At 63.8% G+C, this 17098-nt stretch carries 17 protein-coding genes; 16 read left to right on the top strand and 1 reads right to left on the bottom strand.

The annotated features are described in order from the left end of the window. The first annotated feature begins 257 nt into the window (after nt 1–257). The 7 genes from NCR39_RS24310 to NCR39_RS24280 all read left to right on the top strand — a co-directional run bounded on the left by NCR39_RS24310 (nt 258) and on the right by NCR39_RS24280 (nt 7011). Nucleotides 258–905 (top strand): GntR family transcriptional regulator, encoded by a 648-nt coding sequence (locus NCR39_RS24310; protein ID WP_250454643.1) that lies wholly within the window; start codon nt 258–260, stop codon nt 903–905. Then, entirely contained in the window at nt 902–1546 is a 645-nt protein-coding gene (locus tag NCR39_RS24305; protein ID WP_250454642.1) for a Rieske 2Fe-2S domain-containing protein, read from the top strand. Before NCR39_RS24310 ends, NCR39_RS24305 begins: the two co-directional genes overlap by 4 nt. A gap of 10 nt (nt 1547–1556) precedes the next feature. Next, nucleotides 1557–1895 (top strand): NAD(P) transhydrogenase subunit alpha part 2, encoded by a 339-nt coding sequence (locus tag NCR39_RS24300; RefSeq protein WP_250454641.1) that lies wholly within the window; start codon nt 1557–1559, stop codon nt 1893–1895. Then, complete coding sequence (locus NCR39_RS24295; protein ID WP_250454640.1) at nt 1892–3358, top strand: NAD(P)(+) transhydrogenase (Re/Si-specific) subunit beta; 1467 nt, start codon at nt 1892–1894, stop codon at nt 3356–3358. Before NCR39_RS24300 ends, NCR39_RS24295 begins: the two co-directional genes overlap by 4 nt. A gap of 76 nt (nt 3359–3434) precedes the next feature. Beyond that, nucleotides 3435–4526: a LysR family transcriptional regulator gene (locus NCR39_RS24290; RefSeq protein WP_250454639.1), complete on the top strand. Its 1092-nt coding sequence runs from the start codon at nt 3435–3437 to the stop codon at nt 4524–4526. 340 nt (nt 4527–4866) lie between these two features. Beyond that, on the top strand, nt 4867–5913 hold the full coding sequence (locus tag NCR39_RS24285) for a porin (protein WP_284507340.1): 1047 nt from the start codon (nt 4867–4869) through the stop codon (nt 5911–5913). 147 nt (nt 5914–6060) lie between these two features. Next, nucleotides 6061–7011 (top strand): LysR substrate-binding domain-containing protein, encoded by a 951-nt coding sequence (locus tag NCR39_RS24280; RefSeq protein WP_250454637.1) that lies wholly within the window; start codon nt 6061–6063, stop codon nt 7009–7011. Between the two features lie 46 nt (nt 7012–7057). Here the strand turns inward: NCR39_RS24280 and NCR39_RS24275 are convergent, their stop codons facing one another. Continuing rightward, entirely contained in the window at nt 7058–7609 is a 552-nt protein-coding gene (locus NCR39_RS24275; RefSeq protein ID WP_250454636.1) for a DUF2889 domain-containing protein, read from the bottom strand. Nucleotides 7610–7779: 170 nt separating this feature from the next. On the opposite strand from NCR39_RS24275, the gene NCR39_RS24270 reads away from it, so the two are divergent. The 9 genes from NCR39_RS24270 (at nt 7780) to NCR39_RS24230 (ending at nt 17081) form a co-directional block, all read left to right on the top strand. Beyond that, the gene (locus NCR39_RS24270; RefSeq protein ID WP_250454635.1) at nt 7780–8925 is read left to right on the top strand and encodes a CoA transferase; all 1146 of its coding nucleotides are present in this window, start codon (nt 7780–7782) and stop codon (nt 8923–8925) included. A gap of 19 nt (nt 8926–8944) precedes the next feature. Beyond that, entirely contained in the window at nt 8945–10162 is a 1218-nt protein-coding gene (locus NCR39_RS24265; RefSeq protein WP_250454634.1) for a CaiB/BaiF CoA transferase family protein, read from the top strand. Next, on the top strand, nt 10159–11343 hold the full coding sequence (locus NCR39_RS24260; RefSeq protein ID WP_250454633.1) for a thiolase family protein: 1185 nt from the start codon (nt 10159–10161) through the stop codon (nt 11341–11343). Before NCR39_RS24265 ends, NCR39_RS24260 begins: the two co-directional genes overlap by 4 nt. Nucleotides 11344–11351: 8 nt before the next feature. Next, nucleotides 11352–11786: a Zn-ribbon domain-containing OB-fold protein gene (locus NCR39_RS24255; RefSeq protein ID WP_250454632.1), complete on the top strand. Its 435-nt coding sequence runs from the start codon at nt 11352–11354 to the stop codon at nt 11784–11786. 189 nt (nt 11787–11975) lie between these two features. Beyond that, nucleotides 11976–12623, top strand: a complete 648-nt coding sequence (locus NCR39_RS24250) for a GntR family transcriptional regulator (protein WP_250454631.1) — start codon at nt 11976–11978, stop codon at nt 12621–12623. 53 nt (nt 12624–12676) lie between these two features. Next, complete coding sequence (locus NCR39_RS24245) at nt 12677–13456, top strand: SDR family oxidoreductase (protein WP_250454630.1); 780 nt, start codon at nt 12677–12679, stop codon at nt 13454–13456. A gap of 175 nt (nt 13457–13631) precedes the next feature. Then, nucleotides 13632–14939 carry an MFS transporter gene (locus tag NCR39_RS24240; protein WP_250454629.1) on the top strand — a complete coding sequence of 436 codons (1308 nt, stop codon included), beginning with the start codon at nt 13632–13634 and terminating at the stop codon, nt 14937–14939. A 1-nt stretch (nt 14940) separates the two neighbouring features. Then, nucleotides 14941–15981, top strand: a complete 1041-nt coding sequence (locus tag NCR39_RS24235) for an amidohydrolase family protein (protein ID WP_250454628.1) — start codon at nt 14941–14943, stop codon at nt 15979–15981. 200 nt (nt 15982–16181) lie between these two features. Continuing rightward, nucleotides 16182–17081 (top strand): MBL fold metallo-hydrolase, encoded by a 900-nt coding sequence (locus NCR39_RS24230; protein ID WP_250454627.1) that lies wholly within the window; start codon nt 16182–16184, stop codon nt 17079–17081. Nucleotides 17082–17098: the final 17 nt, after the last annotated feature.

Here is a 17098-nt window from a genome sequence, read left to right as displayed (position 1 = left end):
CGCTAAAGACGCCATCGGCTGAATGCGATTTCGGGCATCTTGCGTAATCGAACTTTTCCTGAACATGTTCAGTACGATTCGCTTTTCTCAAACGTCCCGTATGGGACCAATGAACGTGCAGGTTGAATGATCTGTACAGTGAACGGTCGTGCGGGGCGCCTGGGTTTTAAAGGGGCACGCCACGCAGCATTTACTCAACCGCTTCGCACAGAGATGCATTCCATACTTCGCTAATCATGTTTAGCCCGATTAGCGAAATGAAGCGTTTCATCTTTTCACCAGCCGTCCCGGATTTACCGGCGGCTTTTCCGCTTTGGCATGTTCGCCGCCTGGTAATCGTTATCACGATTCGCCTTTGCAGAGCCTTTGAAGTATTGACTCCATGGCGCGGATGCACGGAACCCGTAAGGCTCCGAACGAAATACCGGCGAGAAGCCATCAGTCGCGCGAGCGTTTCAACCGTGAAAAGCAACGTATTTTTTTCCTACCTGTTCTTGCGGCTATCGGTAGATAAAATTCATCTAGGAGCGATTCCATCCGCAGCCTTCGCAGCCGGATCGCAAAACAAACTACAGCGGAGACACCCCATGACTGGCTATGCAACATCAATGGCGGAGCGCATATCTGCGAATGACGCGATGCCGGACAGCGACTGTGAAGTCGCGACATTACCCATGCCTTCGCCTTCGAGGCGCGAACCGACTCAATTGGAAGAACTGCGCATCGAACGTCAGCGAGGCGTGAGCCTCGTGAAGCAGATCGTTGCGAAGCTCGATGCCATGGTCGAGTCGGGGCGCCTGCGTCCGGGTACGAAGACACCTTCGGTCCGGGAACTGGCGAAGTCACTCGAGGTGAGTACCTTCACGGTGGCCGAGGCTTCACGCTGCTGGAAACGGACATCGTGATCGTGCGGCTCAACGGCGAAATCTCCGTATTCGACGATCTCTGCCCGCATCGCGGCACGCGGCTTTCGCTCGGCCATGTGCGCGATGGCTGTCGTCTCGAATGCCCGTATCACGGCTGGCAATTCGACCAGGAAGGTGAGTTGACGCTCGCCCCGCAGCGCGCCGATCTCGCCGGGCAATTGCGCGCCCGAACCCGCAAGTATCTGTCGGTGGAGAAGTACGGCATGGTGTGGGCGTGCCTCGAAGACGAGCCGCATTTTCCGCTTCCCGAATATCCGGTCTGGGACGATCCCGCGTTCCATTATCTGGCCGTTTCGCCGGCGGAAGACTGGGATTGCAGCGCCCCGCGCCGTGTCGAGAATTACACCGACTACTCGCACTTCGCCATTCTTCACGATGGCTTTCTCGCGGACCGTGCCGTTCCGCAAGTGCCGCCGCACGAGGTATTCCGCAACGACCACAAGCTCGAGAACGTGCAAGAGGAAGGCGCTTGGGTGCGTGTGCCGATCGACTCGGCCGCATGGGGCGGGAAAGACAAGCCGGACGATCCTTATTTGCGCAAGCTCGTCATCGACCGGGCCGACGACATCGTCGCCGCGTGTCTGATGACCGGGCAGGAAGAAGCGGATCTGGCGAGCTAAGGAGACCTCAATGGAAATGGTGAATCACACGGTGATCAACCTGATCATCTTCGTACTGGCGATCTACGTGGGCTACCACGTGGTCTGGAACGTGACGCCCGCATTGCATACGCCGCTGATGGCGGTGACCAATGCGATCTCGGGCATCATCATCGTCGGCGCCATGCTGGCGGCCGGCCTGACCGAAGGCAATGTCGGGCGCGTGACGGGCACGCTCGCCGTGGCGCTCGCCGCCGTGAACGTGTTCGGCGGCTTTCTGGTCACGCAGCGCATGCTGGAGATGTTCCGCAAGAAGGCGCCGAAAGCGCAGCGCAAGGCCGGCGGCAACGTGGCGGAGGCCGGGCAATGATTGAACTGTCGATGAATTCGGTCACGCTGCTTTATCTCGGGGCCTCGGTCTGTTTCATCCAGGCGCTCAAGGGCCTGTCGCATCCGATCACGGCGCGCCGTGGCAACGCCTTCGGTATAAGCGGCATGGCGGTCGCCGCGGTGACCACGCTCATCCTGATCGTCAAGCTCAAGAACGAGTTCCTCGCGGCGGGCACGGCCGAGTCGCCGGTGGCCTCCGGGCTGATGCTCATCTTCGGCGCGCTGGTGGTGGGCGGCGGCATCGGCGCTTACGCGGCGAAGAAGGTCGAGATGACGAAGATGCCGGAACTCGTCGCCGCGATGCACTCGCTGATCGGTCTCGCAGCCGTGTTCATCGCGGTCGCGGCGGTGGCCGAGCCGGCGGTGTTCGGCATCACGACGCAGCAATCGCAGGAGATTCCGTTCGGCAATCGCATCGAACTGTTTATCGGCTGCTTCGTCGGGGCCATTACTTTTTCGGGCTCGGTGATCGCATTCGGCAAGCTCGCCGGGCGCTTCAAGTTCCGCCTGTTCCAGGGCGCGCCGGTGGTGTTCGCCGGGCAGCACGCGCTGAACCTGCTGCTCGCGGTGATCATGATCGGCTTCGGCGTCATCTTCGTGCAATCGCAGGAGTGGCTGCCTTTCGTGCTGATGCTCGCGCTCGCGTTCGTGCTGGGCGTGCTCATCATCATTCCGATCGGCGGCGCGGACATGCCCGTGGTGGTCTCGATGCTGAACTCGTATTCCGGCTGGGCGGCGGCGGGCATCGGCTTCTCGCTGAATCATCCGATGCTGATCATCGCGGGCTCGCTGGTGGGATCGAGCGGGGCGATTCTGTCGTACATCATGTGCCGCGCGATGAACCGCTCGTTCTTCAACGTGCTGCTCGGCGGCTTCGGCGGCGCGACCGGAGCGGCGGCAGGCAGCCAGCAGCAGCGTCCGGTCAAGTCGGGATCGGCCGACGATGCCGCCTTCCTGATGGGCAACGCGGAAACCGTGGTCATCGTGCCGGGATACGGTCTCGCGGTGGCGCGTGCGCAGCATGCACTTAAGGAACTCACCGAGCTGCTGAAGGAAAAGGGCGTGACCGTGAAGTATGCAATCCACCCGGTCGCGGGACGCATGCCCGGTCATATGAACGTGCTGTTGGCCGAGGCGGAAGTGCCGTACGATCAGGTCTTCGAGATGGAAGACATCAACGGCGAATTCGGCCAGGCCGACGTCGTGCTGGTGCTCGGCGCGAACGACGTGGTCAACCCGGCCGCCAAGACCGATCCCGGCTCGCCCATTGCCGGCATGCCGATTCTCGAAGCCTACAAGGCGAAGAGCATCATCGTGAACAAGCGCTCGATGGCCGCCGGCTACGCCGGACTGGACAACGAACTCTTCTACATGGACAAGACCATGATGGTATTCGGCGATGCCAAGAAGGTCGTGGAGGACATGGTGAAGGCCGTGCACTGACGCATACGGTCGAGCGGGACGAACGAGCGGCAGACAGGCGGATTTTTCCGACGGCTCTGCTCATCGTTCTCCCGCATTGCGGATCGCTTCGTTCCCGCGCCAGACTGAAACGTCATCGAGAGCCGCGACCGTCAATGGCGACGCGGCGCCGCGCCTTTACCGATGCCGCCTGACTCCGGCACATGAGCAGAAACGGGCGCCGCAGCGGAGAGTGGTTATGCAGTTAGATATGAGACTGGTGATGGCCTTCTCGCTCGTCATGCGAAGCGGAAGCCTCACGCAAGCCGAAGCCGTGAGCGGCATCTCCAAGGCAACGCTCAGCCGCCAGCTTCAGGTGCTGGAGGAGGAGCTGGGCGTGACGCTCTTCAACCGGCGCGCGCGCGGCATGACGCCGACGGAGGCGGGAAGAGCCTTCTACACGCATTGCGAGCAAATACTCGCCGACGTCTCCGGACGGCTGGAACTCGCCCGCGAACAATTGCAAGAGTTGGGCTCCGGCATTAGCGGCGAACTGACGATCAAGGCCGACAGCGAATTCAGCACCACGTTCGCCGCGCATGTCACGAAGCTGTTCATGGCGCGGCATCCGAACGTGAAGCTCAATCTCGACATCGCCGATTACCCCGGTTGCGTGAAAGCCGAGGAGATCGACGGCTACATCTGCGCCGACCTGCCGGACATTCCGGACCTCGTCGGCAAGCTGCTCGGTCAGATCGGCTATGGGCTGTACGCCAGCCCGTCGTATCTGCAGAAGAAAGGCGCTCCCGCGACGCCGATGGACCTGGCGCACCACGATTCGATCGTGAATCGGTCGGCCAGCGGCGACAAGGACGGCCTGATGATGCATTCGCAAGGCGGAGGCCAGCCGTATCGTCCCAAGGCCAATGTCACGACCAACGATCCCTGGATCATGAAGACGTTCTGCATCGACGGCTTCGGCATTGCCCTGTTGCCGGATTTCTTCGTGCGGCCCGAGCTGGGCCAGGAACTGCTCGTTCCGGTGCTGCCGGAGTGGAAGCCCAAGCCCAGACGCATCTACTGCGCTTATCAGAAACAGCGCTTCGCCGGAAGAAAACTGCGCGACCTGATCACGCTGATGGTCGATTGTGTCGAGGACATCGACACCTGTTCCGGGTACGTCGGAAGAAGCTCGGCTGGCATCGGCTAGACGGTTTGTAGTCGATTGTTTGGGGCCTCGCGTCGGCCAATTTAGTTAGGATTGCTATGCAATTAACCCGAACCTATGCGTATAGCTTTGTCAAACTGTACGGCTTGCGATGATCTTGCTATCCGTATAGAGACTGTCACACGCGTTCTGGCTAAAGTCGGCATCAAGGATGCGGCATGTCGACGAATTCGCATTCGACTCGCAGAAAACGTAAAGATAATCCGCTCCTTCGACATACCCGATTTTGACGTAAAGAAGAGATGTTATTGAACCGTTAAACACAAAAAAATAATCCTGCCCGGCACGCCCGGTCGGTGATCACGCACATCAGGAAGAGACAATGCGCAGACAATCGAGGTCGAAGGTCGTTGAGTTAGGTGCGTTTCTTGTTTTGGCGTGTGCGTCGCAAGGAGCGATGGCACAAAGCAGCGTGACGCTTTACGGAATTCTGGATGTAGGTCTTCAATACACGACGCGTGCGGACGGACAGCATTCGGCGGTCAACCTGCAGAATTACGGAAACATACCGACGATCTTCGGAATGCGCGGATCAGAGGATCTGGGCGGCGGGGTATCCGCGATTTTCGAATTGTCCCAATCGTTCAGCATGACTAACGGAATGGCGGGGCTTCCCGGTGAGGCGTTCGGGTGGCAAAGCTATGTCGGTCTCAAGGGCGGTTTCGGGAAGGTGACGGTGGGCCGCCACTTCTCCGTTCTCTTCGATGAGACGGTGACGTTCGATCCGAACTACTTCGCCGCCTATGGCGGGCAGGCGCAGCTCAATCCGCTGTCGGACATCATCGTCAACAACGCGATCAAGTACGTATCGAACAACTATGGCGGCTTCGTTTTCGAGGGGCTCGTATCGACGGGAGGCGTGGCAGGAAATTTCCGGTCCGGCCGTACCCTGGAAATCGGGATGCAATACAGCCACGGCCCGTTCAGCATGAGCGCGGCGCTACGGCAAAAGAACGGCGCGCAGACCGCAACGGCGGACACATCCGGGCAGACCGAAGAGATCGGCGTGATCGCCGCTGCGTACAAGATTGGCGCTGCAACGCTGCTCGCCGGTGTCGAGCGCACGACCGGAGACTTGTCGCCGGTGAAAACGGTGATTTGGGGCGGCGGGCGCTATGACGTTTCGCCGGATTTTCAGGTTCGCGCCGCGGCCTATCAGACGCTTTCGAACGATCCGCAGACGGGCAACCCGACGCTATATGTGGCAGGCGCTATCTATTCGTTATCCGTTCGCACGCAGGCGTATTTGAACGTCGGATTCTCGAGGAACTCCGCGCATAGCTCACAGACCGTTTATGAATATGGAGACGCGCCGCTCAATGGAGCGCATCAGTTCGGGGTGATGGCAGGCATCACACACCGTTTCTGATCGGCGCGTGGCTTTCACCGATGGTCTTCGCGTTCGGTCGAACCTCGGTACTCGTTCGCGAGTGACCTGTTTTGAAACGCGCTGCGGAGCGAATCGCCGTGACACGCCAGCATCTCGTCCCAGCGCAACTTGGGGCTCTTGGAACACATGAAGATTCATCAGCTTCGCGCTCTTGTCGCGGTCGCCGATACCGGCAGCGTGCGAGGCGCCGCGCGCATGCTCAACGCGTCACCGGCTGCGATCACGCAGAGTCTTCAGCAGATGGAAGGCGATCTCAGGCTCCAGCTCGTCGCGCGCACGCCGTCGGGCGTCACGCTCACGGCGGACGGGCGGACGCTGCTGGAGCACGCGCGTCTCATCGTCGGTCAGATCACGCGGGCGCATCAGGCCGTCGACACGATGCGCGGCGAAACGCGCGGACGCCTTTCCATTGCGGTCACGGCGTGGGTCGCGATGACGTTCCTGCCCGACGCCGTGCGCCGGTTCCGGCAGATCATGCCGGAGGTGCAACTCGAGTTCTTCGAGGGGTTGCTGGCGATTGCGAATCCCCGGCTGCGCGACGGCAGTCTCGACATTCACATCGGACGGCAGACGCCGGGCGAGATCGCCTCTGACTTCGCCTTCAAACCGCTCTTTCTGACGACGCTCGCCGTCGTCGCACGGCAAGGACATCCTCATGCGGAAAGCCGGGCGCTCGCGGACCTGCTCGTCGTCGACTGGCTCGTCGCGCACGATCCGCAGACCGAGGGAATCGCGCCGTACGACATGTTCAAGCGGCACGGCTTGCCTTCGCCGCGCAGCGTTCACTTTCTGCATTCGCTGACGGTTGCGGTCTCGTTGCTGCAAAGGACGGACATGGTCAGCATTTTTCCGTGGCCGCTCGTCGAGCGCTGCGCGCCACGCGAGTCGCTTTGCGCGATCCCCGTGCGCGAGCAGCTCGACGAGTCGCTGGTCGGCGTGGTCACGCGGCCGGGACAGCCGCGAAGCGCTGCGGCCGACTGCTTCGTCAATTGCCTGCTCGACACCATTCGCGATCCGGCATCGACATCGACGCCGGAGATGCGGCGCGTGATGAATTCCGTCGATGTGTTGATCTAGGCGTCGCTCCACGAAAAACCGGGAACCACCCGTGATCGACGATCGGTCATTCGTCTCTCTTCGAGGAATCGAACCAGTTGGGATAGTAGCGTCGAACAACCTCCCCGTTCGTCGCTAGCGCATGGCAGCGATCCAGCTGGAACGGCCGCCTGACCGATTGGGCATCGCGAGCGCGCTGGTTCGCCATCGTCTGAAATGCGAGCGTCGCGAGTATGCCGATCAGATCCGTCATGTGCGTGCAGCCGCGCGTGCCGCCGAAGCGCTCCCTCACCGCGCTGCTGAATCCCGGCGCAATGCGCAAGCCGACGAGTTTCCCGTAATCGTCCGCGATCCGCTCGCACGCGTCTTGATACGGAAACGCATCGAAGCATGCTTCGGCGGCGACGATATTCAAATCTGAATCGATCGTAATCCTAAGGGACATGTCGTGAACGGGCTCGCCGGCGCGACGTATCCCGGCAGGGCCCGTCTTGTCGTGCGTCTTGACATCGACGAGATGCGCTTCGAGGTCGTAGAGACCGCCCGGCCGCGCGTAGCCATGCGCTTCGATACGCCGCGTGTGCAGCAATTCCCGCTCTTCAACAGTAGACAGTGGCATGAAAAACTCGACGAAGGGCGAAGCCGCAGGCATCCGGCATCGCAGTGAGAAGACTCGGTTGTTGTCGCGTCGATGCCCCGACTCGTTCCATCCGGTGCCGCAAGCCGACACCTATTGCGCCTGTATAGAATATAAATTATATTTTGCACACACGGAACAGAGGAGGCGCGGTGAACAGTCCATTCGAAGACATTCAAATACTGGATCTGACGTGGGAATTCGGCCGCTACGTGGGCCGCTTGTTCGGGGATCTCGGGGCGCGCGTGACGCGTATCGAACCGCCGGGCGGATTGCCGGACCGCCGGGCGGCGACCTCGCCGGTGGCGACCGAGCGCGAGCCGGCGGTGTACGAATTCGAGTTCCTCAACGCGGGCAAGGGCAGCGTGACGCTGGATCTTGCGTCGCCGGAAGGCCGCGATGCGTGCGCGGCGCTCATGCGGGACGCGAAGGTGATCCTGCTGGAGCGCGGCGGTTTGCTCTACGACGAACTGCCGTGGGTGCGGGCGCAGGCGCCGTCGGCCGTCGTGACGTCGGTGTCGCCGTTCGGGCGCACGGGCCCGTGGGCGGATGCCCCGGCGACCGACCTCACGCTGCAGTCGGCGGGCGGCATCGCGTGGCTGTCGGGCCGGCTGGCCGATGGCCCGCTGCGTTTGCCCGGCCTTCAGGCCACGATGATCACCGGCGTGTACGCGGCCACGGCGACATCGCTTGCGCTGTACGACACGCTTTCGACGGGGCGCGGGCACGAGGTGGACGTATCCGCGCAGGAATGCATCGCGCATTCGCTGCAGAACTCCATCCAGATGTGGGATTTCGAGCGCCGGATTTCGATGCGCGGCGGCGAAGGCACGCGAGACGCGAGCGAGGACATGTTCGCGTGCCGCGACGGGCTGATCTTTCTCGCGGCGCCGCGCTCGCTCGGCGTGTCGTGGAACGCGCTGGTGAGCTGGATTCAGGAGACCGGACACGCGGCGGCGCAGGAACTCACCAGAGAGCGCTGGGCGGATCGCGTGTGGCGGCTGACCGGCGAGGCGAAGGCTATCTTCCGTCAGACGCTGGAATCGTTCACGTGCGACTACACGAAGGAGCAGCTCACGCAAGAGGCGCTCCGGCGCAAGATCGTCATGGGTCCGGTGGCGACGGTCAGCGACGTGCTCGACGATCCGCAGCTCAGGCATCGCGACTATTTTCAGCAGGTGGAACTGGCGCTCGCCGGCGCTCGCGTGAGCTTTCCGGGCGCGCCGTATCGTCTGTCCGAGCCCGTGTGGCGGCTTCGGCCCGCGTGCGCCGGCATCGAACAGCCGCAGCCGGCGTGACACAAGAGGAGAAGACTCAATGAAGCCGGATTTTCTGAAGGGCGTGCGCTTTACCGATCTCACCTGGGCCGGTGCAGGGCCGTTCGGTACGAAGGTGTTTTCGGATTTCGGCGCCGAAGTGCTGAAGATCGAGAGCACCACGCGCCTCGATTCCGTGCGCACGGCGGGTCCGTTCAAGGACGGCGTCGTCGGACTGAATCGCAGCGGCTACTTCGCGTCGCGCAACACGGGCAAGAAAAGCATCTCGCTGAATCTGAAGTCGGAAGAGGGCAAGCGCATCGTGCGCGAACTGGTCGCGCAATCCGATGTCGTGTCGAACAACTTCGGCCCCGGCGCGATGGACCGCTTCGGCTTCGGCTATGAGGCGCTGCGCGAGATCAAGCCCGACATCATCTATCTTTCGATGCCGATGTACGGCCAGGACGGCCCGCGCGCCGACCTGCTCGGCGTGGGCATGACGATCAGCGCCGTGACCAGCATCATGTGGCAGACCGCTTACGGCGCAGACGATCCCGTCGGTCCCGGCACGCATTATCCCGACCATGCCGCGAATCCGTATCACGCGGCGTTCGCGGTGCTCGCGGCCCTGGCGCATCGGCGCAAGACGGGGCGCGGGATGAAGATCGACTTGTCGCAGGTCGAGTCGACGATCAATTTCGCCGGGCCCGCCATCGTCGAGGCGAGCGCGACGGGCCGCGAGCCGCCGCAGATCGGCAACCGCAGCCGCAGCCATGCTCCGCACAACATCTTCCGCGCGAGCGGCGATGACCGATGGGTCGCGATCGCCGTCACGGACGATGCGCAGTGGCGCGCGCTCGCCGCGCTCATCGGACGCGCGGACCTGCGCGATGACGCGTCGCTCGCCGGCGCGGCGGGGCGGCTCGCATCGCTGGATCGCGTGGAAGCGGCCGTGGCGGCGTGGTGCGCGACGCATGCGCCCGACGAGACCGTCGCGGCCCTGCGCGCGCAACGCATCGCCGTGGCGGAAGTCGCGCATTCGCGCAATCTGATCGAAGCCGATCCGCAACTGGCGCACCGCGGCTACTGGCAGCACGTGCCGCATCCGGAAATCGGCGCGGTGCTGCTCAATTCGCCGCCGTATCTGATCGATGGCGAGCGCGTCGAGCTTCAGCCGCCGCCGCTGCTCGGCCAGCATACGCGCGAAGTGCTCGGCCGCCTGCTCGGACTGTCCGGCACGCAATTGGACGAACTCAACGATCAAGGAGTGTTCTCGTGAGCGAGTGGAAGGCGGCAAGCCCGTCGAAGGCGTTGCGCCGGGCGGCGGCAGTGGTCGGCATCGGCCATTCGGACTGGGCCGGCGACTGGAAGCGCGTGCGCGGCGGCGAAAAGCCGACCGACAGCTATGGCTACGGCGCGATCGCGTTTCGCCGCGCGCTGGGCGACGCGGGCATTCGCAAGGACGAGATCGACGGGCTCATCGTCGGGCCGACGACCGCGTACGAGCGCATGTCGGAAGTGCTCGGCATCGATCCGCGCTGGGGCGATCAGGCCGACGCGGTGCTGTCGGTCGCGCAGGCGGTGACTGCCGTGCAGGCGGGCCTCGCGGAAACGATCGCCCTCGTGTACGGCAACGACCAGCGTTCGGCGCAGATCCAGTACGGCGGCCCGCAGGCCATGGGCGGCGACGCGTTTCTCTCCTACGTGTATCACTCGCCGTGGGGCCTCACGTCGCAGGGCGCGCTCTACGCGCTGACGTTCCGCGCATTCTGCGAGGCGCGCGGCTTCGATCCGCTCGATCTCGGTCACGTGGCCGTGGCGCAGCGCGCGTGGTCGTCGATGAATCCGAACGCCGTGATGCGCAAACGGATCACGCTCGACGAATATCGCGCGTCGCAATTCATCTGCGAGCCGCTGCGCCTCTACGACTACTGCATGATCAACGATGGCGGCGTCGCACTCATCGTCACGACTGCCGAGCGGGCGGCGCGCTTCGCCAAGCCGCCCGTGTACATCGAGGCGATCGGGCGGCGCGATCTGAATCGCGGCGCCACGAGCCTCGAACCGCGCCTGACCGATTTCTACCTGTCCGCACAGCAGGATTGCGCCCGCCAGGCCTACGAAATGGCGGGTTTCGGCCCGCAGGACATGGACCTGTTCCAGGTGTACGACAGCTTCTCCGTGCACGTTCCGCTCGCGCTGGAAGGATACGGCTATTGCGCGGTCGGCGAAGCGGGCCGCTTTCTGCGCGAGGAGGGCATCGGTCCCGGCGGCAAGCTGCCGACCAACACCGGCGGCGGGCACCTCTCGGAAACGTACATGCAGGGCTGGGCGCATCAGATCGAATGCGTGCGCCAGGTGCGCGGCGAATGCGGCGAGCGTCAGATCGGCGATTGCCGTCATGCGCACTACACCTCGGACGTCGCCGGCAAGGCCGTTTCGATCATCTATAGCCGATAGGAACCGACATGAGTGACGAACCAACCGAAGTGCCGCGCACGCCGCAGCCTGTCATGGGCATGTACGACGCCGTGATGTGGCAGAGCATCAGCAATGGCGCGCTCGAACTTCAGCACTGCGCGTGCTGCGACACGACGCTTTACCCGCCGGCACCGGTCTGCCCGCACTGCCTGTCGGACGGGCTGCAATGGCGCGCGGTGTCGGGGCGAGGCACGGTGCTGTCGTGGGTGGTCTATCACAAGACCTATCTGGATGCCTACCCGGCGCCGTACAACGTGATCGCGGTGCGGCTCGACGAAGGCGCCGTGCTCATCTCCAACCTCGAGGCGCCGCTGCCCGAGGAAAGCTGGATCGGCAGAAAGGTGAGCATGATTTACAGCACGATGCCGGATGGCCTCGTGCTGCCCAGATTCGTGCTGTCCGAGCGCAACCCGGTGTCCTGAGCGAACGCCTCTCCGGGCGTTTCGCGTGCCCCAGGTTCGACTGTCCGAGCGCCATATATTTTATTTGCCCCTTACAATGACGTCCCTGCCGGGCGGCGAACCGCTCCGGCCGACACGACATCGCCCCGGGCCGGCCGTCTCCGGCGGACGGGGCCGCAGGCGGACAAGGCAGGACACTTTGGGGTTGATATGGTGTTTCAGACAAAGCTGGATCAGGTGGCCGAACGGCTGAGAGAGCGGATCATCTCGGGCGAGTACCGGCGCGGGGAGAAGCTCAAGCAGGCGGAGATCGCCGAGGAGCTGGGCGTATCCATCACGCCGGTGCGCGAGGCGCTCAAGGCGCTCGAAATGGAAGGCTTCGTCCTCAGCATCCCGCACAAGGGGTTGCTCGTGCCGGAGATCGATCGCGAAAGCGCGCGCGAGATTTTCGAGCTGCGCGTCGTGCTCGAACGGCGGTTGACCGAATGGGCGCTCGAAAAGATCACGGACGCGGAAATCGCCGAGTTGCGCACGATTCACAAGGAGCTGGCCAAGCTGACCAAGTCGCGCGAGCCGTTTCCCGTGCGCGCCGCCAACGTCCGCTTCCACTTCCGGATTTACGAGATCGCCGACCGTCCGCAGACGCTGCAGTTCGTCCGCGTGCTGTGGGCGAAGTATCCGTTCAATTTTCACGATGACCAGGCGGCGCGCTTCAAGCAGTTGCTGCACGAGCACGATGAAATCCTGCGCCGGCTCGAAGCGGGCGACCGCGCCGGCGCGCTCGCCGCGATGATCGAGCACATCGAGGCCGGCTGGCATCGGGTCGAGAAAAACGTCACGGAGGCGGCGAACGACTGAGTCGCCGCGGCGGGGCGGGAAGGTGAACTTCTTTCAGGAGACGCAAGGCAGCGATGAGCACTTCTTCTCACCCCGCTTCATCTTCGGACGCGCCGGTTCACGGCCGCACGCTGATCGTCACCGGTGGCTCGCGCGGGATCGGCGCGGCCGTTTCGCGCGCCGCGGCCCGCAGCGGCTATCGCGTGTGCATCAATTACCACAACGGCGCCGAGGCCGCCGAACGGCTCGCCGGGGACATCGCGGCTTGCGGCGGGGAAGCGTTCGCCTGGCAAGCCGACACGGCCGACGAGCACGCGGTCATCGCCCTTTTCGATGAAGTCACACGCCGCTACGGGCCCGTCACCGATCTCGTCAACAACGCCGGCGTGAGCGGCGGATCGACCCGTCTCGCCGATCTCGACGCCGCCGTCCTCGGGCGAACCCTCGCGGTCAACGTGATGGGCTATTTTCTCTGCTGCCGCGAAGCGGTACGGCGCATGTCGACGCAGCGCGGCGGCGCGGGCGGGCGCATCGTCAATGTGTCGTCGGTCGCGGCCACGCACGGATCGGCCGGCCGGCGCGTGCATTACGCGGCATCGAAGGGCGCGGTCGATACGCTGACCGTCGGCCTCGCCAAAGAAGTGGCGCGGGAAGGCATTCGCGTCAACGCCGTGTCTCCCGGCCTCGTCTTCACCGATTTCAACGAACCGGGCCGCGTCGAGCGTCTCGCAGACGAGGTGCCGATCGGCCGAGGCGCGTCGCCCGAGGAAATCGCCAACGCGATTCTCTGGCTGCTGAACGGCGATTCGGCCTATGTGCTCGGTGCCAATCTGGTGGTGTCTGGCGGCCGATAGACGTCCCGCATCGAAGCGGCATATCGCGCAAGACGGCGCGGCGTTTCTCCGTGCTAACCCTCGGTTGGAAAGAAGCAGATTGTCCGGCCGTTAAATATATTTTATATTTTACCCGATCAAATTCAGAATCGTGCCGCCGGCCAGCGAAGCCCGGCGGCCATACAAGGAGACGAACGTGCGCTGGAGATCTCGCTACTGGGTGTACCTGATGCTGTTCGCGCTCGCCGCGATCAATTATCTGGATCGCGTCGCGCTGTCGGTGTCGGCCGGGCACGTGCAAGCGGCGCTCGGCATCGACAAGGTTCAGCTCGGCTACCTGTTCTCTTCGTTTCTGTGGGGCTACACCCTTTGCCTGATTCCGGTCGGATTGCTCGTCGACCGCTTCGGCTCGCGCACGGTGACGGCGTTCAGCATGGCGATCTGGTCCGCCGCGACCGCGCTGACGGGCGCGACATCCGCGATGGCCGGCGTCGTCGCTGCGCGCGTGGTGATGGGCGTCGGCGAATCGGTCTGCTATCCGGCGGCGTCGCGCATCATTCGCGAATGGGTGCCGAGCAGCGAGCGCGGCACCGCGATGACGGTTTTCAACTCGGGCGCGTACTTCGGCCCGGCGCTCGGCGCGGTCGGGCTGTCGTGGCTCGTGTCGGTGTTCGACTGGCGCATATCGTTCGCCATCTGCGGGCTGGTAGGGTTCGTGTGGCTCGCCGTGTGGCTCGCGTTTTTCCGCCAGCCCGAAGAAGCGACGTGGATTTCGGACGAGGAGCGCGAAACGATCCGCCGCGAGCGCGAGACCGTATCGCAGACGAAGACGGTCGCCTCGGAGCCGGTGGGACTGCGCCGCATCATCGCCAGCCGCACGATGTGGGGACTCATGCTCACGCAGGGCGCCGGCGCCTACACGCAATATCTGTTTCTCACGTGGCTGCCGAACTATCTGCAGGCCGAGCGGGGCATGACGCTGCTAAAGAGCGGCACGGTGATGGCGCTGCCGTACATCGGTTCGATCGTCGTCTCGGTGGCGCTCGGCATGATGAGCGACCGGCTGCTGACGGCGCGCGCGGTGGAAGCGGGCCGCCGGCGCATCGTGCTCGGCGCGGTCGTGCTCGGCGGCGCGGTGATCCTGTTCGTGCCCTGGGTGTCGAGCATCGAAGCGATCCTGCTGCTCATCACGGTGGCGCTCGGCAGCGTCGCGACGGGCAACGCGCTCAACATCACGCTGCTCGGCGACCTGCTGCGCTCGAAGGCCGATCTCGGCCGCGCGACGGGACTGCTGTTGATCGGCGGGAACGTTTTCGGCTTTCTCGCGCCGATCGTGACCGGCTACGTGGTGCAGGCCACGGGTCGCTTCGATACCGCGTTCGCGGCGGCGGGCGGCCTGCTCGTCATGGGCGCGCTGTCGTCGTGGTTCCTCACGCGTTCGCCGATCGGCGAGCGGCCACAGGTTGCGCTGCAAGGCGACGCGACCGGACACATCGGAGGATGACATGAGCGATCCGCACAATAAGACCGCGCCGCCGCATATCGCGATACGTCCGGAATGGCTCGCGCAGCGCACCGAAGCGGCGCTCGACCCCGAGTTGCCGATCATCGACGCGCATCATCATCTGTGGGAATTTCCGGACAAGCGCTATCGCGCGCAGGATTTGCTCGACGATATCGCGAGCGGGCACGACATCCGCGCGACGGTGTTCGTCGAATGCAAGACGCATTACGACACGGACGGACCGGCGGATCGCGCCTCGGCCGGCGAGATGCGCTTCGCCCTGTCCGAGGCGCGCGAGGCGGCGGCGCTCGGCGCGTCGACGCGTGTGGGCGCTGCGTTCGTCGGCAATGTCGATCTGACGCTCGGCGCGTCGGCAGGGCCGGCGCTCGACCATCTGATGGACGCGTCGGAGGGGCGTCTGCGCAGCATCCGCAACATCGCCGTGTGGCACGCGGACCCGAACGTGCGCGCGTCGGCCGCGACGCCGCCGCCGCGCCTCTATCTCGATCCGTCGTTCCAGGCGGGATTCGCGCAACTGGCGCCGCGCCGGATCGCGTTCGACGCGTGGCTCGTCCACACCCAGCTTCCCGAACTGGATCGGCTCGCCGGCACGTTCGGCGAGACGCCGATCGTGCTCAACCATGTCGGCGGGCCGCTCGCGCTCGGTCCGTATCGCGGACGACGGGACGAAGTGTTCGCAGCATGGCGCGATGACATCGTGAAGCTGTCGCGTCGCGCGAACGTGCACGTGAAGCTCGGCGGCTTCGGCATGCCGCTCTTCGGCTTCGACTTCGAACGAGGCGAGTTGCCGCCCGATTCCGCGTCGGTGGCCGAGGCGATCCGGCCGTATGTCGAGACGTGCATCGAGGCATTCGGCGCGTCGCGCTGTATGTTCGAGACCAACTTCCCGGTCGACAAAGGCTGCTTCGGTTATGGCATCGCGTGGAATGCCTACAAGCGCGTGACCGCGGGTCTGCCGTCATCCGAGCGGATCGCGCTCTTTCACGACACCGCTGCGCGGTTCTATCGCATTGCGGCGTAGCCGTGCCGTGCCGTGCCGAAAGGCGCGGCGCATTCGTTACTTCCAAAACAATAAGGATACCGACATAAACGGAAAGCGTGAAAAGCCGCGATGCGTGCGCTTGGTAGATGCAAAATATAAAAAATATTTACACGGTGCTTTAGAAATATATAATGCATCGAAACGGGCTGGGCGACGAACCGGAACATCAGGAGACAGCAATGCAAGTGCAGAGAATCGGCAACACCGAGATCCGCAAGTTCGATGAAATCAGCCGGCTGCCGCTCGAAGCGCGCTGGCTCTTTCCGTCGATCGACGAGTCATTCGTCGAGGCGAACCGGAACTGGCTCGGGCCGAATCTCGTCGAGCCCGGATCGACCCGGCTCTACATGAGCTTTCACAGCTACGTCATCCGCACGAAGCACCACACGATCCTCGTCGATGCGTGCAACGGCAACCACAAACAGCGTCCGTCGATGCCGGCCTGGAACGATCTCGACACGCCGTATCTCGCCAATCTCGCGGGAATCGGCGTGAAGCCGGAGGAGATCGACATCGTGCTGTGCACGCATCTGCATGCCGATCACGTCGGCTGGAACACGAAGCTCGAAAACGGCCGCTGGGTGCCGACCTTTCCGAACGCGCGTTATCTGATGGCGCGCGTCGAGTTCGAACATCTGTTCGAGCAGCATCGCCGGCATCCGGAAACGCCGGTGAATCGCGGCTCGTTCGAGGACAGCGTGCTGCCGATTCACGAGCACGGCCGCGCCGATCTCGTCGAGCTCGATCACGTGGTCGAGCGCGAACTGGGCGAGGGCGTGTGGCTGTCGCCCGCGTGCGGTCACACGCCGGGGCACGTGCTCGTCAACGTGGGCGATCACGGACGCGAGCGCGCGGTGTTCACGGGCGACGTCATCCATCACGCAATCCAGTTCGCCGATCCAACCCTGACCAATCTCGCCGATTTCGACCCGCAGCAGGCGCACGACACGCGGCTCGCGCTGATGCGCCGCTATGCGGACACCGACACGCTGCTGATGACCGGGCATTTCCCCTCGCCGACGGCGGGCCGCATCGTGAGTCACAAAGACCTGTTCCGTTTCGTGTTCGACGGCCAGTAGCGCCACGCGCGGCCGCA

Source organism: Caballeronia sp. ATUFL_M2_KS44, assembly GCF_023630965.1.
In the GTDB taxonomy this organism is placed as follows: Bacteria; Pseudomonadota; Gammaproteobacteria; order Burkholderiales; family Burkholderiaceae; genus Caballeronia; species Caballeronia concitans.
The sequence above is the reverse complement of the archived record's forward strand: the minus strand, read 5'-3'. Positions and strand labels throughout refer to the sequence as shown.